This window comes from Pseudomonas sp. CFBP 13710, from assembly GCF_014842235.1.
In the GTDB taxonomy this organism is placed as follows: domain Bacteria; phylum Pseudomonadota; class Gammaproteobacteria; order Pseudomonadales; family Pseudomonadaceae; genus Aquipseudomonas; species Aquipseudomonas baltica.
Map to the genome: position 1 here is coordinate 417,096 of NZ_JACYVJ010000001.1, position 19,461 is coordinate 436,556.

Genomic DNA, 19,461 nt, shown 5'->3' on the forward strand with positions numbered 1-19,461 from the left:
AGCATGGATACTGCGCACACCGCAGCGCTTTTTCAGCGGAGCGGGGTGGAACCTCGAACGATCAGGTCAGGGGTGAAGTGGAACGTCTGGGCTGGACCTTGCGCACCCTGCAGCCGCCGCAACAGGCATTCCAAGGCTTGCACACCGATGGCATGGGTGGGTTGGGCAAGGGCGGTAATACCGTTGCCTACCAGTGGGTACCAGTCGAGATCGTCGAGCGCGATCAGCCCCACGTCTTCGCATGCCTGGTTGCCCAACTCCCGCAGGGCCAGCGTGCAGGCCAGTGCCGCCACGCCATTGGCGCAGAACAAGGCCTTGGGCCCGACGTCGGTGCTGGCAAGGAACGTGCGCAGTTGCTCGCCGAGGCCGGCACCTGTGTAGAACACCGGTCCGCCGGTACGTTGCGCGAAGGCCTCGATGCGTTCGGTACGGGAGCTAGTGCCATCGACCGCCTCACTGACCAGCGCCAGATGGCGATAGCCGCGCTCGTGGAGGTGGTCGAGGGCCATGTCGACGGCCCTCCGGTTGTCCAGCCCGACAAGGTCGCTGGGCAGGTCGGCCACCTTGCGGTCGACCAGCACCATGGGCAGTTCCCGTTGCAGTTCGCGCAGCTCATCCAGGTGGTGGCCGAGGGTGTTCACGATCACGCCTTCGACGTTGTAGGCACGCATGGCCTGCAACTGCTGGCGTTCCTGTTCCGGGTCGCGGTCGGTGTTGCATACCACCAGGCTGTAGCCATGGCGGCGGCAGGCGGTTTCCACGCCATGCATGACGGCCACCGAATAGGGGTTGCGGATATCGGCCATGAGCATGCCGATCAGGCGCGTACGGCCGCGCTTGAGGCCGCGGGCCATTTGATTGGGGCGATAGCCGAGGTCGTCGATGGCGCGGGCGATGCGTGTGGCGATGACGTCGGACAGCAGACCGCGATCCTCACCGATGAAGCGCGAGACACTGGCCTTGGATACACCTGCGCGCTCGGCTACGTCGAGCATGGTCACGCGAGGGCGCACAGGAACGGAAAGACGGGTCACGGCCTGAGTCCTTTTATGGATGTTATGGGCAGGCGATCAGTGGATTGAAACCGGTTTCAGGAAACACCAAATCGAAGTGGCCGTCAACGGGGGAAGATGGATTTTTGCGTAGGCGATCGGGGCACGAGGGTGGTGCATTTCACGGCTGGAACCGCAGCGCGGCCTTCGCGGGCAGAGCTCGCTCCCACAGGGGATCGGCCTACTCCTGTGGGAACGGGCTCTGCCCGCGAATCAGGCGACGCGGGTCAGCCAGCGGCGACGACGGTGATTTCCACCAGCAGATCGGGCGCGGCCAGGCGGGATTCCACGGTAGCGCGCGCCGGGGCGTGGCCTTCGGGTGCCCAGGCGTCCCACACTTCGTTCATTCCGGCGAAATTGGCCTGGATGTCCGACAGCCACACTTGGGCGGTGACGATACGGGTCTTGTCCAGGCCAGCCTGCTCCAGGAAGCTGTCGATCTTGGCCAGCACTTGGGCAGTCTGGCCCTTGATGTCCAGGCTACGGTCGGTGGCGGTCTGCCCGCCGAGGAACGTGAAGCCGTTGCACTGCACGACACGGCTCATGCGTTGGTTGGTTTCGATGCGCTTGATGTCCAGCATGGTGTATTTCCTCACGAGTGGATAAGGGATGTTGCAGATTGTTCGAGCGTCGTCGCCGATTGCGCGAAACGCCCTATGGAAAAGGGGTCGAGACTGATCGGCGAGGGCTCGCCGAGAATCTGCTGGGCCAGGCGCTGACCGGTCCCGGGACCCATCTGGAAACCACTGCCGCAGAAACCGAAGGAATAGCTCAGCTTGTCGGCCTTGCAGCTGGCGCCGATCACTGGAATGTCATCGGCGGTAAACGCCTCGACACCGGCCCAGACCCGATTCACACCCAGGTTGCGCAAATGGGGAAACAGGTCGGTTACCGTACGCGCGCTGGTGCTCAGGCGGTCCATTTGAACCTCGCCATGGCGCGCGGCGAACTCCACCGAGCCCACCAGCTTGCCGCCGATCACCACGGTGCCGTTGGCGAACTGTTTGAATGACAGCGCCCGGCCCGTAGCGCCCAGCACCGGTGCACAGAATGGGGCGACCCGGTGAGTGACCATCAGCATCAAGCCCTGCGGATGCACCGGCACCGGCTCGCCGACCTGTGCCGCCAGTTGCGCCGCCCAGGCCCCTGCGGTGACCACCAGGTGCTCCGCTTGATGCACGCCCGACCGCGTCTCGACCCGCCAATGAGTGGCGCTGCGCTCGATGCGCAGTGCCGGCGTCTGCTCCAGGACCCGTACTCCCAGCCGCTGCGCAGCCAGGCGAAACGCGGTAACGGTGTGGTACGGCACGGCATAGCCGTCGCCGCCGACCCAGATACCACCCACCACATGGGGTGCCACCGTAGGTACCAATTCGAGCACCTGCTGCCGATCGATCAAAACTTCATGGGTGAAGCCCAAGGCATGCAACTGCTCCACACGGCGCTGGCATTCCTGCAGTTCAGCGTCGTTCTCGGCCAGTTTCAGCTGGCCGCTGGCGACGAAGCCACCGTCCTCGCCGAGCACGTCCTGCAGGCCATGCCAAAGCGTTCGCGAAGCGAGGGCCAAGGGGATTTCCGCCACATGGCGGCCCAGGGTGCGCACGCCACCGGCGTTCACCCCGGAAGCATGGCGACCGCAATACTCGGCCTCCAGCACGGTCACCCGGACGCCGGCGCGAGCCAGGTGCAGGGCGGTGCTGAGGCCGTGGATGCCGCCGCCGATCACCAATACATCAGCGCCCGAGCGCTGGCGCTCAGTCACCGGCCAGCTCCCCGAGTGTGATGGGCTTGATCGGCGGACGAATCCGGTAGTAACCGACGTCGCCTGCGGGCACCTGGCGCGCATCGGCGATCACTTCGGTGACGGTCAGGCCGCACAGGCGTCCCTGGCAGGGCCCCATGCCGCAACGGCCGAACGACTTCGCCTGGTTCGGACCGGCGCAGCCCATGGCGACGAACTGGCGCAACTGGCCGGCGGTGACTTCCTCGCAGCGGCAGACAATGACGTCGTCAGCCGGGATCCGATGCTCGTCGCGGGGCCGGTACAGCGCGTCGAGAAACGGTCTGATGCGCAAATTGTCGCTCAACGCCCGGCGCAGCTCGACGCCACGCCGATCGCGCTGCGGAGCGCCCAGCGCGCCCAGCCGAGCGGCGATGCCCAGGGCGGCCAGCCGGCCCTGCAGTGCCGCCGCCTGTGCACCGCCGATACCGCCTCCGTCACCGGCGACAAACACCCCTGGCACGTCCAGTTCGCCCCAGCTGTCCCTGAGCGGGCTGAAGCACAGCTGCTGCGGATCCCAGGCGTGGGTCGCACGCAGCGACTGGCTGAATTGAATATTGGGTACCACCCCCTGGTGCAGCAGCACGCAGCGACTGGCGATGCGCTGCGCCTTGCCGTTGGCGGTGAAGCTCAGCGCCTGGGCCGAATCGGTACCCTCGATCGCCAGCTGCGAGGCGCCAGTGAAATGGGCGATGCGCGCCTGGCGCAGACTGCGCATCAGCTCCAGGCCCTTGCGTAGGTAAGGCCAGGCACGCAGGGCCGAGACCAGATGACGCCGCGCGCGCCAGTAGTCGTCGCGGTGCGTGGTATCGACCAAGGCCTTGATCGGCACTCCGGCACGTAGATACTGCCAGCCCAGCAGATACAGCAAAGGTCCGCAACCGGCCAGCACCACCGGCTCGGTGGGTACTGCGCCAGCGCTCTTGAGCAGGATCTGCGCCGCGCCTGCGGTCATCACTCCAGGAAGGGTCCAGCCAGGGATGGGGAAGGGCCGCTCCATGGCGCCGGTGGCCAGCAGGACCGCGCGGGCCTGCAACGTGTGCATACGCCCACCCTGCAAATAGCTGACCTGATGATCACGACCCACCTGCCACACTGCAGCTTCCTTGATGTGCCGCACCGGAGTGTCCTCCAGGGCTCTGGCCAGCACGTTGCCGTGGGCATAGTCCGGTCCCAGCAGGTCGCGCCGGCTCAGCGGCGCCAGGGTGATACCGCGATAGATCTGCCCGCCAGGGCTGCCTTGCTCGTCCAGCAAGACCACGGTGAGGCCAAGCTCGGCCAGCTCGGTGGCACCGGCCATGCCTGCCGGGCCGGCGCCCACGACGACGACGTCGACGGATTCGGGGTTCATGGTTGCACCTCCAGGACGCTGACCGAGGGAACCTCGAACTGCAAATCGCGAGCGCCTTCCTGGGAGCGCACCTGCATGCCGTCGACCACATCGATCAGGCAACTCTGCCGATTGGGCACGCCATCGATGCTGACCAGGCATTCGAAACACACGCCCATCATGCAGTAGGGCGCGCGCGGCGATTCGCTCACCGGCGTGGCCCGGAAGCGCTCGATTCCGGACAACAACAATGCCGCCGCCACGCTGATGCCTGGCGGTACGCTCAACGCCTCGCCGTTGAAGCTGAAGGTCACACTGCGGCTGCTGCGGGTTTCGCCGGCCACCGACTGGAACAGCGGGGCGCGGCGGGGGGCTTCAATGGGCATGGGCAAGCACCTTGTCGCTGAGAAAACGTTCGCCGTTGAACACGGCCAATTCGTCGGGCTGCGCCGCCCCCATCACCCAGGGCGCAATGCGCAGGGCGTGGGCGGCGGCCAGGGTTACACCGCTGTGGCAGGTGATGACGAAGGCCCCGGGGTGGGTCGATGACTGCTGGTAGATCGGGAAACCGTCCGGGCTCATTACCCGCAAGGCACCCCAGGCACGGATCAGGCGCACATCGCGCAGCAGCGGAAAGGTCGCTACGCCACGCTGGGCGATCGCCGAGAGCACACCGTTGGAGGTACTGTCGTCGAAGCCGACTTCTTCCATCGAATCGCCCAGTTGCACCGTGCCTTCGTCGGTCTGGCGGACATTGATGGTGGGATAGTCGAGAAACGGCTGGACCCGCTCGCTGACCAGTACCTGCCCGCGGTTGGGTGCGACCGGTGCATGCAGCCCGACCTGCGCGGCCAGCCCAGGGTTGCCCAGGCCGGCTGCGAGTACCACGCGCGGCGCACAGTAGGCCTGCTCCCCAGCCCAGATGCGGAAGTCGCCGGCATTGCCCTCGATGCGCTGGATGTGCTGGCCGCCTGCGAAACGCGCGCCATGGCGTTGCGCGGACGCATGCAGGGCGCGCAGTAGCTTCAGCGGGTTCACATGGCCGTCCTGGGGGGTATAACTGGCGCCGATCACGGCCTTGCCGATCAGCGGCAGGCGCGCCTTGAGTTCGCCGGCATCGAGCATCTCGAAGGGGTAGTCACCGACCGCCGCCTGCAATTGGCGCAGGCGCGCCTCGCGCTCCAGCAGTTCCTCGTCGCTGAAGCACATGTGAAAGCCACCCGGTTGCTTGAGGCTGACATCCACGCCACTGTCGGCCAGCAGCATATCGCGCAGGCCGGCCCAGCGTTGCGCCGAAGAACGTGTCCAACGCGCATAGTCGGGCAGGTTGTAGCCTTTGCCCTGAACCCAGACCAGGCCGAAATTGCCACGCGAGGCGCGGAACGCATCGTCGCCCTGGTCGAGCACCACGGTGTCGGCGCCGTTGCGCGCCAGGCCGTAGGCCACCGCCGTACCCACCAGCCCGCCACCGACGACGATCACGTCGGCCTTGATCGCTGCCGTCGAGCGCTTCATTTGCCTTCTCCTATGAGCACGCGGTCCAGGCCTACCAGGCGATCCAGCACCAGCATCAAGATCAACGTGCCAACGATCAGCACCGTAGAGACCGCCGTGATCAACGGGTCGATGGTCTGGGAAATCTGGTTGTACATGGCCACCGGCAATGTCGTGGTGCCGGGCGTGGCCACGAACACGGTCATGGTCAGCTCATCGAAACTCTGGATGAAAGCCAGCATCCAGCCGCCGACCACGCCAGTGCGGATGCGCGGCAGGATGACCCGATGGAACGCCGTCCAGCGTTTGGCGCCCAGCGACAGCGCGGCCTGCTCGATGTCTTTCTCCAGGCCGATGGTGGAGGCCAGGGTCAGGCGCAATGCATAGGGCAGCACAACGATCACGTGAGTCAGGCACAGCGCCCAGAACGAGCCGCCAATCTGCGCGATGGAGAAGAAACGCAGGAAGGCGATCCCCAGCACCACGGAAGGAATCATCAGCGGCGAGAGCAGAAAGCCGGTCAATGTGCCGCGGCCGGGGAAGTCGTAGCGGCTGATGGCCAAGGCCGCCGGGATGGCCAGCAGCGTGGCGATGGTGGCCGACGCCAGGCCCAGCTTGATCGACAGCATGAACGCGTCGAGCATTTCCTGATTGTCCAGCAGGGCCCTGAACCAGCGCAGCGACAAGCCATTGGTGGGCAGTGACAGATACCCCTTGTCGGTGAACGCCATCGCCATCACCACCAGCAGCGGCGCGACGATGAAGCCGATGAACAGGGTATGGAACAGCAGCGAGAAAAAACCGTTCTTGTGCATGGCGGCCTACTCGAAGACTTGCTTGAAGCGGCGCTCGGCCAGCTTGCTGCAACCCAGAATGATGATCAGATTGGCCACCAGCAGGAGCATGGCGATCGCCGCGCCCAGGGGCCAGTTGAGGGTGCCGAGGAACTCGTCGTAGGCCGCAGTGGCGACCACTTTGAGCCGGCGTCCGCCGATGATTGCCGGGGTGGCGAAGGCCGAGGCGGCGAGGGCGAAGACGATGATCGAGCCGGAAAGAATGCCCGGCATGATTTGCGGCACGATGATGCGCCGGAACACCGTCAGCCGCGACGCGCCCAGGGACAGGCCGGCCCACTCCACCTGCAGGTCCAGTCGCTGCAGGGTGGCCCACACCGCGATCACCATGAAGGGCACCAGCACATGGGTCAGGGCAATGATCACGCCCACTTGGGTGAACAGGATCTTTACCGGTTCGTCGGTGATGCCCAGGGCTTGCAGGGCATCGTTGATCAAGCCGTTGTTGCCCAGCAAAATCGCCCAGCCGAGGGTCCGCACCACCACTGAAATCAACAGCGGGCCAAGCACCACCAGCAAGAAGGTCGAGCGCCAGCGTGGCGCCATGCGCGCAATGATGATGGTTTCCGGGACGCCGAGCAGTACGCACAGCACCGTCACTGCCAGGGCCATCGAGCCGGTTCGCAGGAAAATCTCGTGGAAATAGTCGTCCTTGAACACCTCGATGTAGTTAGCCAGGCTGTACACCGGCAGCACGCCCTCGGTGTCGCTGAACAGGTTGAGCGAGAGCAGTGCGGTCAGCAGCAACGGCGCCAGCAACAGGGCGATGAACACCAGCAAGGCAGGGCCGCTGAGCAGCCAAGGCGCCGCGCCTACGTGTTCGGCGTCATACCTGGCCATGGGCAGCCTCCCGGTCGAGCAGGCGCAGGTCGTCGTCCGACCAGTCCAGGCCGACTTCGTTGCCCTCGGCGGGCGGTACATGCCCCAGATTCGGCTGGGTCAGGTGGACCAGGCCAAAGTGGCTGTCCACGGCAAGCAACCACAGGTTGCCGAGGAATACCCGCAGGGCGATCCGACCGTTGATGCGGCCCAGGCCAGGTTCGGTCAGGCGGATTTTCTCGGGGCGGATGTACACGTTGACGTCCTGACCCAGAGAGCGGTCCTCGTGGGGCACATGCAGCAAGGTGTCGCGCACCTGCACGTGGCAGCAGCGCTCGTTGCGCAGCTGCACGGCACCGGCGAAGGCGTTGGTCTTGCCCAGAAACGCCGAGGCGAAGGGCGAATGGGGTCGTTCGTAGGCTTCGAATGGTGTATCGATCTGCACGATGCGCCCGCGCTGCATGACTGCGATGCGGTCGCTCATGGTCATCGCTTCGACCTGATCGTGGGTGACCAGAATGGTCGTGATACCCAGTTCGCGCTGGATGGCGCGCAGCTCGATGTGCATTTCCTCGCGCAGCTTGGCATCCAGGTTCGACATGGGTTCGTCGAGCAGCAACAGGTTGGGGCGGATGGCCAGGGCGCGGGCAATCGCCACCCGCTGGCGCTGCCCGCCGGAAAGCGCCTTGGGATAACGCTCGCCAAGCCCGCCAAGACGGACCAGGTCCAGCGCCTCGACCACGCGCTTGGCACGTTCGGCCTTGGCCACGCCGCGCATCTCCAGGCCGAAGCTGATGTTCTGCGCCACCGTCATGTGCGGGAACAGCGCGTAGCTCTGAAAAACGATGCCAAGGCCGCGATCTTCCGGGCGTACGTGAGTGATGTCGCGACCGTCGAGCACGATCCGGCCTTCGGTGGGTTGCACGAACCCGGCGATCGACTGCAAGGTGGTGGTCTTGCCGCACCCGGAAGGGCCGAGCAGGGCGACGAACTCGCCGTGCTGTACCTCCAGGCTCAGACCGTCGATGGCCTTGAATGTACCGTAGTTCTTGACGAGGCCTTCCAGTGTCAAAAATGCCATGGCTTTGCCACGCAGGCATGCGCCTGCGGCTCCGGGAAAAAGGTCGGGAAAGTTCGGACGGGCGCGCGGATCAGCGCTCGACGGTACGGTTCCAGCGTGTGGTCCACTCACTGCGCTGCTGGTTGATGGTCTCCCAGTCGACTTTGATCAGGGCACTGACTTTGTCCGGGCCATAGGGCATGCGCGCGGCGATCTCGGGGCTCAGCTCGACGGTCTTGTTGACCGGCGCAAAACCGTTTTCGTGGGCCTGGATGGTTTGCACTTCGGGCGACAGCACGTACTGGATGAACGTCTGCGACAGTTCCGGCTGGGCATTGGGTGTCACCCCGCAGGCGGCCAGTTGCAAGGCCACACCACCTTCCTTCGGGTAGATGAACTTGAGCGGGAAACCGGTGCCCTGCAAGGCCACGGCGCGACCGCTGCCGTAGACCGCCATGACCACATCGCCGTTCTGCATCATGCCGTCCATTTCACCGGGCGCCGACACCCAGGCCAGCACGTTCGGACCGATCTCGTCCTTGAGCGCCTTGAAGCCGGGGTCGATGTTCTTTTCGCTGCCGCCGCGCAGGCGAGCCATCTCCACGAGTGTGTGCAGGCCGTAGGTGTTGGTCACCGGGGGCATGCCGAGCAGTTGCTTGTAGCGTGGGTCGGCCAGGTCTTCCCAGGAGTCGGGGGCGTCCCAGCCACGCTTCTTGAAGGCTTCTTCGTTGTAGCCGATTCCGGTAGCGACCATGCCGATACCAGTGGCCTGTGGGCTGAGGCGAGCCAGCGGGTAAAGGTCCTTGTACACCGGCGCATCGCTGAGGTCGCCGCACAGGCCCTGCTGAAGTGCCTGGTACATGGGCCCGTCGTCCATCATGGCGACGTTGATCTGCTGGCGGCCCTTCTGCGCCTGCAGCTTGGCCAGGGTTTCAGTGGAGTTGCCGGCTACGTAGACTACTTTGACGTCGTGCAGCTTCTCGAAGGCGGGAATGATCTTGCTCTTGTACATCTGCTCGGTAGAGCCGCCGACACCGGCAACGTAGAGGGTCGGGGCGGCGTGGGCGCAGGCGCCGCTCAGAGCGGCGAAAGCGAGGGCGACGCGCAGGGAAGTGAGGCGAAAGGACGGTTGTTGGCTATTCACAGACTATCTCCGAAGTGCAGGGGGCAGATCGAACAATGCGTCGGTCGCTCCGGCGAACCGGGGCCACGCATGCGCTGTGCATGCTCCCGGCCATGGGCGGCGCCGGGTAACGCATCTTGGTGTGCGCTATGTGTATATGCTGCTGGACTTGAGTATTGCGAGCGTGACGGTATATGGTCAAATACGGATATCGGGCCTAGTCATGCATATTTGATATGGAGGCGTCAGTGAACCTGAGACAGATCGAAGCGTTCCGCAGTGTTATGCGCATGGGCTCGATGACCGCAGCGGCCGATGTCCTGTACACCTCGCAACCCAACGTCAGTCGACTGATCGCTCAACTCGAGCTGAGCACCGGGCTGACCTTGTTCAAGCGCGCTGGGGTACGGTTGATCCCGACACAGGAGGGTCGCGCGTTCTTTCAAGAGGTGGAGCGCGCATTCGTCGGGCTCGACAGCCTCAAGCATTCGGCGAAGAACATTCGCAACCTGGGCACCGGGCGCCTGCGTGTCGCGGCCGTGCCGTCGACGGGCATGAGCGTCATTCCCGAGGTGCTCAAGACGTTCACGTCGACCCGTCCGGAGCTGACCGTATCGCTGCACGTGAACTCGTCGCCCACCGTTGAACAGTGGGTGAAATCGCAGTTCTGCGACATTGGCATCGTGGTGCATCCGGGCGATGTGGCGAACCATCAGGTCGAGTTGCTGGCCGAGATGGCCGCAGTCTGCGTGTTGCCGGCGGCGCATCCCCTGGCTGAGCACCAGAGCATTACCTTCGCGGACCTGCAGGGGCAGCCTTTCGTGTCGCTGTGCCACGGAGACGGCACGCGGGCGCTGGTCGACGGGCTGTTCGAACAGGCCGGTGTGGAGCGAATCATGGCCCTGGAAGCGCAATACAGTGCGATCAATTGCGAAATGGTTGCGCACGGCATGGGCATAACCCTGGCTCATCCGCTGGTGGCCAGGGATTACCTGCACCGCCAGATCGTGGTTCGACCCTTCCGCCCGGATATTCCCTTGCCGACTTACGTGATCTGGCCCCATGCGCAGAACCGCACCCTGTTGGCCGAGGATTTCATCGACACCCTCAAAGCCCATTATCGCGAGCTGGCGAAAACCATTTGACGCTCGTCGCCGCATTTTACCGGTACACCGCATGCACCGCCGACGCGGCTTGCGCCGCTGCTACAGGCGCTGCAATGGTGTAGCAGCGGCGCGAGCCGCGTCCGGCTTCACACCACTTGGTCGGCGAGTGGAATAGCGTGGGCCATGTCTTCGGCGCGGGCCTGGGCCTTGTGCAGGGTGACCGGGATCGACTTGGCGGCGGGCACCTTGCTCTTGCTCGCGTAATGCCACAAGGGCACCAATGCATTGCATTCGGGGTAGTAGGCGCCCGCGCAATTGATCGGGATATCGTAGGCGATGATCTGCATCGGCCCCACCTCGCGGCGCACCTGCGGCTCGATGGCGGTACGAATCGTGACCCAGTCGCCCGGATTGAAACCCAGCCGGACGATGTCGTTGTGGTTCAGGAAGATCACGCTGCGCGTGCCCTTGACCCCGCGAAAACGGTCCTCGTAGCCATACACCGTGGTGTTGAACTGATCGTTGCTGCGCAGCGTCATCAGTTGCAGCACATCGCGCTGTCCGGCGTTCTGCGAGACGTCGTCGTCCTCGTCAAGCGTCTTGGCGGTGACGAACTGCGCCTTGCCCGAGGGCGTGGTCCAGTGACGCTCGCAAGCGCCCAGCGGCCGATGGAAACCGCCGGGCTCCCACATTCGCGTCTCCATGTCATGGAAGATCTCTGGATAGGTCTGGGCGATGGCCTCCCGCACGCGGGCATAATCCTGGCGCCACAGCTCCCACGGAATCTGCTCGTTGCCGCTCAGCGTCGCCTGGGCCAGGCCGGCGATGATCGCCAACTCCGCGCGCAAGTGCTCGCTGGCAGGCTCGGCGCGACCTTCCCAGGCGCGGATGCAGCCGGTGCTGTCCTCGGTGGTGTAGACCTGGCGGCGGCCGTCCTGCACATCGCGCTCGATGCGCCCCAGGCACGGCAGCAGCCAGCCATGCTGGCCGGGGAACAGGTGGGTGCGATTAAGCTTGGTGGCGATCTGCACATTGAGGGCCAGGCCCGACCATGCCGGCTCCATCCGATCGGTGTCCGGTACTGCGCGCAGGAAATTGCCGCCCAGGCCGATGAAGCCCTTCACCTTGCCGGCCACGATACCCTCGCAGGCATCCACCGTGGCCATGCCCATCTTCTTCGGCACCTGAATGCCGAACAATGCTTCGATCTTGTCCACCGGCACCTTGGCCGGATCCTCGGTGATGCCCACCGTGCGTTGCCCCTGCACGTTGGAGTGCCCGCGCACGGGGCAGATGCCAGCGCCCGGCTTGCCGATGTTGCCGCGCAACAGCAGCAGGTTGACCAGCATCTGCACGTTCTGCACGCCATGGCGATGCTGGGTCAGCCCCATGCCATAGATGATCATCACCCGGTTGCTGCGGGCATACACGGTGGCAGCGGCCTCCAACGCCGCGCGATCCAGGCCGCTGCGCTGTTCCAGCGCGGCCCATTCGTGCTGGTCCACCTGGGCCAGGAAGTCATCGACCCCCTCGGTGTGCTCGGCGATGAAATCATGGTCGATCACCGCCGGCCGGCCGTCGGCACGCGCCGCGCGGTCCATCGCCAGCAGGGCCTTGGCGATGCCCATTACCGCCGCCGTGTCACCACCGATAGCTACCTGGTGGTATTGCGTGCTGATCACCGTAGAGTCCGGCCCCAGCATTTCCACCGGCGATTGCGGATTGACGAAACGTTCTAGACCGCGCTCGCGCAGCGGGTTGAAGCTGATGATCGGCACCTGGCGCTTGCGCGCCTCCTGCAGTGGATGAAGCATGCGCGGGCTGTTGCTGCCCACGTTCTGACCGAAGAAAAAGATGCAGTCGGTCAGCTCGAAATCCTTCAGGTTCACCGTCCCGACCGGCACCCCGATGCTTTCCTGCAGGCCCACCGACGTGCTTTCGTGGCACATGTTCGAGCTGTCCGGCAGGTTGTTGGTGCCATAGGCGCGAGCCAGCAATTGGTACATGAACGAAGTTTCCAGCGAGGCACGTCCCGAGGCGTAGAACACCACACTGTCCGGTTCCAGCCCGCGCAGTTGCTCGCCGATGCCCTGGTAGGCTTCCTCCCACGTGGTGGTCACATAACGATCACTGGGCGCGTCGTAGCGCATCGGATGAGTCAGGCGCCCGTTGCGCTCGAGCTCGTAGTCGCTCCAGGTGCGCAGCTCGCTGAGGCTATGCTTGGCAAACAGCTCGGGACCTGTGCGCAGCGCGGTCAGCTCCCAGGCGGTCGCTTTGGCGCCGTTCTCGCAGAATTCCAGGGCGTGAGGATTGCCTGGCTTTGCCCAGGCGCAACTGACGCAGGCGAACCCGTCGGGTTTGTTTTGCCGCAACAGCGCAGCAGGGCCCTTGCCCAAGGCCTGCTGGCGCCAAAGGATATTCATCACCGAAAACGCCGATCCCCAGCCTCCGGAAGAAGAGGTGTAGGGTTGATAGCGCGCTTTGGGGTGAATGATCTGCATGGTCTGGATCCTCGGATGCGGATGCCTCGGTGCATGAGGCCTGCATTTACGACGGCCCGTGATCGGCAAAGGTTCGAAGAGCTTTACGCGGCGCTGCCTGCAGGCTGTTCTCGCGCACTTCATCCGGCACGGCCCCTCGGTCAGCGCTGGCGCCGCAGCGGCGATTGCGCTAAAACCGATGGCACCCTTTGGCAAAGGCGTCTATTTTGAATGCAAAATACAAAAAGCAAGGGAGAGACAGCATGACCAGCTCCGCCAAACGCCCGATCAAGGTCCCGTTCACCGGCCCGGCACTGCTTGCCACGCCGTTGCTGAACAAGGGCACCGCTTTCACCGCGCAAGAGCGCGACACCTTGCATTTGCAAGGCTTGCTGCCCCAGCAGATCGAGACCATCGACCAGCAATGCGCGCGGGCCTATCACCAGTTCCAGGCATGCTCGACCGACCTCGAGCGCCACGTGCTGCTGCGCTCGATCCAGGACTCCAACGAAACACTGTTCTACCGCCTGGTCGACGACCACATCGACGAGATGCTGCCGATCATCTATACCCCCACGGTCGGCAAGGCCTGCCAGGAATTCTCGCGCATCTACCGCAGCCATCGCGGCTTGTTCATCAGCATCGACGATGTCGAGCGCATGGACGAAATCCTCAACAACGTGACCAAGGACAACGTCAAGGTCATCGTCGTCAGTGACTGCGAGCGAATCCTCGGCCTGGGCGACCAGGGCGTGGGCGGCATGGGCATCCCCATCGGCAAGTTGTCGCTGTACACCGCCTGCGGTGGCATCAGCCCGGCCTACACCCTGCCGGTGGTGCTCGATGTGGGTACCAACAACCCCGAGCGACTTGCCGACCCGCTGTATTTCGGGCGTCGCGAAGAGCGTGTGCGCGGTGAGCGCTACGAAGCTTTCGTGCAGGCGTTCGTCGAGGGCGTGCAGCGGCGCTGGCCGGAGGCGATTCTGCAGTTCGAGGATTTCGCCCTGAGCAATGCCATGCCACTGCTCGAGCGGTTCCGTGACCAGCTGTGCTGCTTCAACGACGATATACAAGGTACCGCCGCCGTCACCGTGGGCACCTTGCTGGCCGCGTGCAAGGTCAAGGGCCAGAAGCTTTCCGAGCAGACCGTGGCATTCGTCGGCGCCGGTTCCGCCGGGTGCGGCATCGCCGAGCAGATCATCACTGCCATGCAACTGGAAGGGTTGAGCGACAAGGAGGCGCGCAGCCGTGTCTATCTGCTCAACAGCAAGGGCCTGCTGACCGACCGCCAGCCCGACCTGTACGATTTCCAGCAACGCCTGGCCCACGACAGCCAGACGTTGGCGTCCTGGTCGTTCGCCGGGCAGTGGCCGACCCTATTGGAAGTCGTGGCCAACGCCAGGCCAAGCGTGCTGATCGGCGTTTCCGGCAAAGCCGGCCTGTTCACCGAGGAAGTGGTGAAAACCCTGTATCAGCATTGCCCGGCGCCGATCGTCATGCCGCTGTCCAACCCCACCTCGCAGATCGAAGCCCACCCCAAGGACATCCTGCAGTGGACCGAAGGCAACGCGCTGGTGGCCACCGGCAGTCCGTTCCTGCCGATCGAAGTGCTGGGTCGTACTTTCCCCATCGCGCAGTGCAACAACTCCTACATCTTCCCAGGTGTGGGACTGGGTGCCATTGCCAGCCGGGCCACGCGCGTTACCGACGGCATGCTCATGGCCTCGGCACAGGCGCTGGCCGACAGCGCGGCAGCGGGGCAGATGCTGCCACCGTTGCGCGACGTGCAGGCGGTCAGCAAACGCATTGCCCTGGCGGTAGGCCTGGCAGCGCAGAAGGACGGCGTGGCTGCACCGATGGATGAGGCCGCGTTGCGCGAGGCAATCGACGTGCATTTCTGGAAGCCGGAATACCGCGCCTACGAACGCCAGCCTCTGTAGCGAGCCGGGGGCTCAGGCCAGGTTGTGGCTCTTCATCCAGCCCAGCCCGGCCTCGGTTCCATTCAACGGTTTGTACTCGCACCCCACCCAGCCCTGGTAGCCGATCCGGTCCAGGTGCTGGAACAGGAAACGGAAATTGATTTCCCCGGTGCCCGGTTCGTGGCGGCCGGGGTTGTCCGCCAGCTGCACGTGGCCGATCGCCTGCAGGTGCGACTGCAACGTGCGCGCCAGATCACCCTCCATCACCTGCATATGATAGATGTCGTACTGCAGAAACAGATTGTCGTGGCCCACCTGTTCGCGAATCGCCAATGCTTGCTGTGTGCCGTTCAGGTAGAAGCCGGGCATGTCGCGGGTGTTGATCATCTCCATCACCAGGCGAATGCCATGACTCGCCAGCGCTTCGCTGGCGTAGCGCAGGTTGTCGACGAGGGTCCGTTGGGCCAGTTGCGGGTCGTCGCCGGGCGGGGCGATACCGGCCAGGCAGTTGATCCGGGTATTGCCCAGCACCTTGGCATACTCGATGGCCGTGGCCACGCCGGCACGAAACTCCTCGCGGCGCTCCGGCAGGCAGGCGATCCCGCGCTCACCGCTATCCCAATCGCCGGGTGGCAGGTTGAACAACACCTGGGTCAGGCCGTGCTGCTGCAGTCGCACCTTGATCTCGGCGCTGTCGAAGTCGTAGGGAAAAAGGAATTCCACACCCCTGAACCCGGCCTTGGCGGCGTGGGCGAAGCGTTGCAGGAATTGATGTTCGGTGAACAGCATCGAAAGGTTGGCACACAAACGAGGCATGGCAGGCTTCTCCAGGCAGGAGGCGTGGCGACGGGCGCGTGACACAGGCCGGCCCGCCGCCTCACCGGTCCAGGTTATCGTACTCCTTGCTCAGGATTGTTTCGCGCCTGATGTCATTGCGCCAACAGTCACTTGGGCACCGCGACAGCCACCGGCGTGGCGGCTGCGGGAAGCTCGTAGACGAAGCGGTTCTGTGGGCGCATGCGGAACGACAGCACCACGCCAATGGCCAGCAGCACGATGCTGACCATGAACGGCAGCTGCCAGTTGCCGAACTTGTCGATCAGCAGTCCGGCGGCCACCGGGCTGATGATTGCGGCCATGGCCGATCCGGTGTTCATCATGCCACTGGCGGTACCGCAATGGTCCGGGGCGATGTCCATGGGAATCGCCCACATCGGCCCGATGGTCATCTCCGAGAAGAAGAACGCGATGGCCAGGCAAGCCAGCGAGACGTACATGTCGTGGGTGAACATCAGTGGCAGCAGGGCTACCAGGGTCAACGACAGGCAGATCGCAACCATCAGGCTGCGCGCCCGGTTGAGGTTGCCGGTGCGTTTGTAGATGCGGTCGCTGACGATGCCGCCCAGGGTGTCGCCAACCACGCCGCCGAAGAACACGGTCGAGGCGAATATAGCGGTGCTTTTCAGGTCCAGGCCCATGTTCATGAAGTACATGGGGACCCAGCTCAACAGCAGCCACAGGGTCCAGCCATAGCAGAAGTAGACGATGGTGACCGGGGCCATGCGCCGGAACAGTCGTCCCCAAGGCAGCTTGATGGTGTTCTTGGGCTTGGGCGCAGGCAGGGCGTCCAGCTCCTGCTGGGTGATGCGCGGGTGATCCTTGGGTTGTTCGGTGAACACCAGCGCCCACAGCGCGACCCAGACGAAACTGATACCGGCGCAGACATAGAACGACTCGCGCCAGCCGTAGGCCGCCATTACCGCGACCATCGCAGCCGGCGCCAGCGCGTTGCCCAGGCGGGCGAAGGCGTGGGTGATGCCTTGGGCGAAGCCGCGGTTCTCCTTGCCGACCCAGCGCGACATGGCCGCAGTGGCAGCGGGGAAGGTGGCGCCTTCGCCCAACCCCAGCAACACCCGCGCCACGATCAGGGAAACGAAGCCGCCAGCCATGCCGGTGAGCACCGTGGCGCTGGCCCAGATCAGCCCGCACACCACCAGGGTGCGCTTGGCGCCGAAACGGTCGCTGACCCAGCCGCCGATGATCTGGAACACCAGGTAGGGGTAGGCGAAGGCCGAGAAGACGATGCCGATCTCGGTCTTGGTGAGGTTGAATTCCTTGCCGAAACCGACCGCAGCGGTACTGACGTTGACCCGGTCCAGGTACGTGATGAAATACATGGCGCACAGCATGACCAGCACCATGGTAGTGGGGCGCAGATATAACCGCTTCATGTTCTATCTCCAGTTTCTTATTGTTTACGCCCGCAGGCGTTGATTCGGGATAGTCAGTCGCATCGGGCGCAGCCAGGGGCAGCGCCGGTGATTCACTCGCGGCGCAGGGGCACGTGCTGCCCGCCCAGGTAATCCATGGCGGCGAGCACGCCGCTGGCGTCCAGTTTGACCCCGGCCATCTGCAAGCCCATTTCGCAACCACTCAGGGTGGCCATCAAGGTCAGGTCGTTGCAGTCGCCTAGGTGGCCAATGCGGAACATGCGCCCCTTGAGCTTGCCCAGGCCGGTGCCCAGCGACATGTCGAAGCGCTCGTAGATGGTCTTGCGCACCTGGTCGGCGTCGACGCCTTCGGGCGTCATCACACCCGTGAGTACCGGGCTGTACACACTGGGATCGGCGCACTGGATGGGCAGGCCCCAGGCCTGCACGGCGGTACGGCAGGCCTGGGCCAGGCGTTGGTGGCGGGCGAAGACATTGTCAAGGCCTTCGCCGAGAATCATGTCCAGTGCCTCTGAAAGGCCATAGAGCAGGTTGGTATTGGGCGTGTAGGGCCAGTAGCCGGTCTTGTTCATCTCGATGATGTCATCCCAGGCCCAGAAGCTGCGCGGCAGGCCACCGCGCTGGCTGGCTTCGATGGCCTTGGGCGACAGCGCGTTGAAGCTGATGCCGGGAGGCAGCATGAGGCCTTTCTGCGAGCCGGAGATGGTCACGTCCACGCCCCATTCGTCATGGCGATAATCAGCCGAGGCGAGCCCGGAGATGGTGTCCACCAGCAACAGGGCAGGGTGCCCGGCGGCATCGATGGCCCGTCGTACGGCAGGAATGTCGGAGGTCACTCCGGTGCTGGTTTCATTGTGCACCACGCACACCGCCTTGATCCGGTGCTCGCTGTCCTGTTCCAGGCGCGCCTGGATCATGTCTGCACGCACGCCGCCGCGCCAGCCTTCGATGCCTGGGAGGCCGATGAATTCCGGCTTGAACCCCAGGCTGATGGCCATCTTCTGCCAGAGGCTGGCGAAATGGCCTGTTTCGAACATCAGCACCTCGTCGCCTGCGCTCAACGTGTTGCACAGTGCTGCTTCCCACGCACCGGTGCCTGAAGCGGGGTAGATGATCACCGGGTGGCGGGTCTTGAAGATCTGCTGAATGCCTTCGAGCACCTTGAGGCCCAGTTCACCGAACTCGGGACCGCGGTGATCGATGGTCGGGTAACTCATGGCGCGCAGGATACGATCGGGTACCGGGCTGGGGCCCGGGATTTGCAGAAAATGACGGCCGGCAGGATGAAAGTCGAGCTTGAGCATGGGTCAACCCTTTGTTGTTGTATTTTGAATGCAAAATTACATTAGCAGTTGGGGGCGCTGTGTCAAACCACTCAATTGCGCTAATATCCGCCTAGATTCGCGCTTTTTAGAATAAGAAAAGCTCGCGTTAACCCATCGCTACAAGGAGTTTGCATGCAGTCTTCGTCAATGGCCGCCCCGGCCACGCCCGCGCTGCAATTGCCACGTCTCGAACGGCAGCGTCTGCACGACACCGTGGTAGAGCATTTGCGTGGGTTCATCACCGAGGGGGTGCTGCCGCCCGGTACCAAGCTGAACGAGCGCGAGTTGTGTGAGACGTTGGGTATTTCACGCACGCCTCTGCGCGAGGCGCTGAAGGTGCTGGCCGGGGAAGGCCTGATCGAAATCAACCCCAACCGCGGAGCCAGCGTCGCGCGCATGAGCGAATTGGAAATTCGCGAGGCATTCGAGCTGATGAGTGGCCTGGAAGCCTTTGCCGGAGAGCTGGCGTGCGAGCGCATCACCGAAGCGGAGCTGGAGCAGATCAAGGCTTTGCACAATGCCATGGTGGTGAGCAAGAGCCAGCATGACCTGGTGGGTTACTACCAGCGCAACCGCGCCATCCACGACCTGATCAACCTGGCGTCACGCAACTCGGCGCTGCGCCAGATGTACCTCACGGTGAATCGCCGCCTGCAGGCGTTGCGGTTCCTGTCCAACCAGCAGGCACCCAAGTGGGATCGCGCCCTGCACGACCATGAACAGATGATCGAAGCCCTCCAGGCTCGCGACGGCAAGCGCCTGAGCGCGATCCTGCGCCAGCATTTGCTGGAAAAGCGCGACGCCATCATGCTGCTGGTACAAACCACCCGGCCCTGATCTGCGACGCTCGCTTCGCAGTCACTGACGCTCACACGGATACAGGGTCGG

17 protein-coding genes are annotated in these 19,461 nt (G+C 64.1%); 3 read left to right on the forward strand and 14 right to left on the reverse strand.

The window, feature by feature from the left end:
• Nucleotides 1-32: 32 nt before the first annotated feature.
• The 10 genes from IFT44_RS01740 to IFT44_RS01785 all read right to left on the reverse strand — a co-directional run bounded on the left by IFT44_RS01740 (nucleotide 33) and on the right by IFT44_RS01785 (nucleotide 9,533).
• Nucleotides 33-995, reverse strand: a complete 963-nt coding sequence (locus IFT44_RS01740; RefSeq protein ID WP_192175505.1) for a LacI family DNA-binding transcriptional regulator — start codon at nucleotides 993-995, stop codon at nucleotides 33-35.
• Between the two features lie 284 nt (nucleotides 996-1,279).
• Nucleotides 1,280-1,633, reverse strand: coding sequence for a RidA family protein (locus tag IFT44_RS01745; protein WP_049859546.1), 354 nt, complete (start codon nucleotides 1,631-1,633; stop codon nucleotides 1,280-1,282).
• Between the two features lie 11 nt (nucleotides 1,634-1,644).
• Entirely contained in the window at nucleotides 1,645-2,814 is a 1,170-nt protein-coding gene (locus tag IFT44_RS01750; protein ID WP_342214250.1) for an NAD(P)/FAD-dependent oxidoreductase, read from the reverse strand.
• On the reverse strand, nucleotides 2,807-4,183 hold the full coding sequence (locus tag IFT44_RS01755) for an FAD/NAD(P)-dependent oxidoreductase (RefSeq protein WP_192175301.1): 1,377 nt from the start codon (nucleotides 4,181-4,183) through the stop codon (nucleotides 2,807-2,809). The genes IFT44_RS01750 and IFT44_RS01755 overlap by 8 nt, the downstream gene beginning before the upstream one ends.
• On the reverse strand, nucleotides 4,180-4,548 hold the full coding sequence (locus IFT44_RS01760) for a (2Fe-2S)-binding protein (protein WP_192175302.1): 369 nt from the start codon (nucleotides 4,546-4,548) through the stop codon (nucleotides 4,180-4,182). Before IFT44_RS01760 ends, IFT44_RS01755 begins: the two co-directional genes overlap by 4 nt.
• Nucleotides 4,538-5,677, reverse strand: coding sequence for an NAD(P)/FAD-dependent oxidoreductase (locus IFT44_RS01765; RefSeq protein WP_192175303.1), 1,140 nt, complete (start codon nucleotides 5,675-5,677; stop codon nucleotides 4,538-4,540). The genes IFT44_RS01760 and IFT44_RS01765 overlap by 11 nt, the downstream gene beginning before the upstream one ends.
• On the reverse strand, nucleotides 5,674-6,471 hold the full coding sequence (locus IFT44_RS01770; protein ID WP_122478214.1) for an ABC transporter permease: 798 nt from the start codon (nucleotides 6,469-6,471) through the stop codon (nucleotides 5,674-5,676). The genes IFT44_RS01765 and IFT44_RS01770 overlap by 4 nt, the downstream gene beginning before the upstream one ends.
• Nucleotides 6,472-6,477: 6 nt before the next feature.
• A complete protein-coding gene (locus IFT44_RS01775) occupies nucleotides 6,478-7,350 on the reverse strand; it encodes an ABC transporter permease (RefSeq protein ID WP_192175304.1) in 873 nt (290 codons plus the stop codon).
• On the reverse strand, nucleotides 7,337-8,410 hold the full coding sequence (locus IFT44_RS01780; RefSeq protein WP_122478211.1) for an ABC transporter ATP-binding protein: 1,074 nt from the start codon (nucleotides 8,408-8,410) through the stop codon (nucleotides 7,337-7,339). The genes IFT44_RS01775 and IFT44_RS01780 overlap by 14 nt, the downstream gene beginning before the upstream one ends.
• 70 nt (nucleotides 8,411-8,480) lie before the next feature.
• Entirely contained in the window at nucleotides 8,481-9,533 is a 1,053-nt protein-coding gene (locus tag IFT44_RS01785; RefSeq protein ID WP_122478209.1) for an ABC transporter substrate-binding protein, read from the reverse strand.
• 227 nt (nucleotides 9,534-9,760) lie between these two features.
• Here IFT44_RS01785 and IFT44_RS01790 point away from each other — a divergent pair, with 227 nt between their 5' ends.
• On the forward strand, nucleotides 9,761-10,657 hold the full coding sequence (locus IFT44_RS01790; protein WP_192175305.1) for a LysR substrate-binding domain-containing protein: 897 nt from the start codon (nucleotides 9,761-9,763) through the stop codon (nucleotides 10,655-10,657).
• Between the two features lie 107 nt (nucleotides 10,658-10,764).
• Here IFT44_RS01790 and IFT44_RS01795 read toward each other — a convergent pair whose 3' ends face one another.
• Entirely contained in the window at nucleotides 10,765-13,119 is a 2,355-nt protein-coding gene (locus IFT44_RS01795; RefSeq protein WP_192175306.1) for an FdhF/YdeP family oxidoreductase, read from the reverse strand.
• 242 nt (nucleotides 13,120-13,361) lie between these two features.
• Between IFT44_RS01795 and IFT44_RS01800 the strand changes: the two genes are divergently transcribed.
• Nucleotides 13,362-15,038, forward strand: coding sequence for an NAD-dependent malic enzyme (locus IFT44_RS01800; protein WP_192102037.1), 1,677 nt, complete (start codon nucleotides 13,362-13,364; stop codon nucleotides 15,036-15,038).
• Between the two features lie 12 nt (nucleotides 15,039-15,050).
• On the opposite strand, the gene hyi is transcribed toward IFT44_RS01800, so the two are convergent.
• The 3 genes from hyi to IFT44_RS01815 all read right to left on the reverse strand — a co-directional run bounded on the left by hyi (nucleotide 15,051) and on the right by IFT44_RS01815 (nucleotide 18,552).
• Nucleotides 15,051-15,833 carry a hydroxypyruvate isomerase gene (gene hyi, locus IFT44_RS01805; RefSeq protein ID WP_192175307.1) on the reverse strand — a complete coding sequence of 261 codons (783 nt, stop codon included), beginning with the start codon at nucleotides 15,831-15,833 and terminating at the stop codon, nucleotides 15,051-15,053.
• 128 nt (nucleotides 15,834-15,961) lie between these two features.
• Nucleotides 15,962-17,248: an MFS transporter gene (locus tag IFT44_RS01810; protein WP_122478199.1), complete on the reverse strand. Its 1,287-nt coding sequence runs from the start codon at nucleotides 17,246-17,248 to the stop codon at nucleotides 15,962-15,964.
• Nucleotides 17,249-17,340: 92 nt separating this feature from the next.
• Complete coding sequence (locus tag IFT44_RS01815; protein WP_192175308.1) at nucleotides 17,341-18,552, reverse strand: pyridoxal-phosphate-dependent aminotransferase family protein; 1,212 nt, start codon at nucleotides 18,550-18,552, stop codon at nucleotides 17,341-17,343.
• Nucleotides 18,553-18,705: 153 nt separating this feature from the next.
• On the opposite strand from IFT44_RS01815, the gene IFT44_RS01820 reads away from it, so the two are divergent.
• Nucleotides 18,706-19,410 (forward strand): GntR family transcriptional regulator, encoded by a 705-nt coding sequence (locus IFT44_RS01820; RefSeq protein ID WP_192057125.1) that lies wholly within the window; start codon nucleotides 18,706-18,708, stop codon nucleotides 19,408-19,410.
• Nucleotides 19,411-19,461 lie beyond the last annotated feature (51 nt).

Bases quoted from the DNA above. Each gene is read 5' to 3' on its own strand.
- IFT44_RS01740 (WP_192175505.1), bottom strand. From the start codon at position 995: ATGCTCGACGTAGCCGAGCGCGCAGGTGTATCCAAGGCCAGTGTCTCG.
- IFT44_RS01745 (WP_049859546.1), bottom strand. From the start codon at position 1,633: ATGCTGGACATCAAGCGCATCGAAACCAACCAACGCATGAGCCGTGTC.
- IFT44_RS01755 (WP_192175301.1), bottom strand. From the start codon at position 4,183: ATGAACCCCGAATCCGTCGACGTCGTCGTCGTGGGCGCCGGCCCGGCA.
- IFT44_RS01760 (WP_192175302.1), bottom strand. From the start codon at position 4,548: ATGCCCATTGAAGCCCCCCGCCGCGCCCCGCTGTTCCAGTCGGTGGCC.
- IFT44_RS01765 (WP_192175303.1), bottom strand. From the start codon at position 5,677: ATGAAGCGCTCGACGGCAGCGATCAAGGCCGACGTGATCGTCGTCGGT.
- IFT44_RS01770 (WP_122478214.1), bottom strand. From the start codon at position 6,471: ATGCACAAGAACGGTTTTTTCTCGCTGCTGTTCCATACCCTGTTCATC.
- IFT44_RS01775 (WP_192175304.1), bottom strand. From the start codon at position 7,350: ATGGCCAGGTATGACGCCGAACACGTAGGCGCGGCGCCTTGGCTGCTC.
- IFT44_RS01780 (WP_122478211.1), bottom strand. From the start codon at position 8,410: ATGGCATTTTTGACACTGGAAGGCCTCGTCAAGAACTACGGTACATTC.
- IFT44_RS01795 (WP_192175306.1), bottom strand. From the start codon at position 13,119: ATGCAGATCATTCACCCCAAAGCGCGCTATCAACCCTACACCTCTTCT.
- IFT44_RS01800 (WP_192102037.1), top strand. From the start codon at position 13,362: ATGACCAGCTCCGCCAAACGCCCGATCAAGGTCCCGTTCACCGGCCCG.
- hyi (WP_192175307.1), bottom strand. From the start codon at position 15,833: ATGCCTCGTTTGTGTGCCAACCTTTCGATGCTGTTCACCGAACATCAA.
- IFT44_RS01810 (WP_122478199.1), bottom strand. From the start codon at position 17,248: ATGAAGCGGTTATATCTGCGCCCCACTACCATGGTGCTGGTCATGCTG.
- IFT44_RS01815 (WP_192175308.1), bottom strand. From the start codon at position 18,552: ATGCTCAAGCTCGACTTTCATCCTGCCGGCCGTCATTTTCTGCAAATC.
- IFT44_RS01820 (WP_192057125.1), top strand. From the start codon at position 18,706: ATGCAGTCTTCGTCAATGGCCGCCCCGGCCACGCCCGCGCTGCAATTG.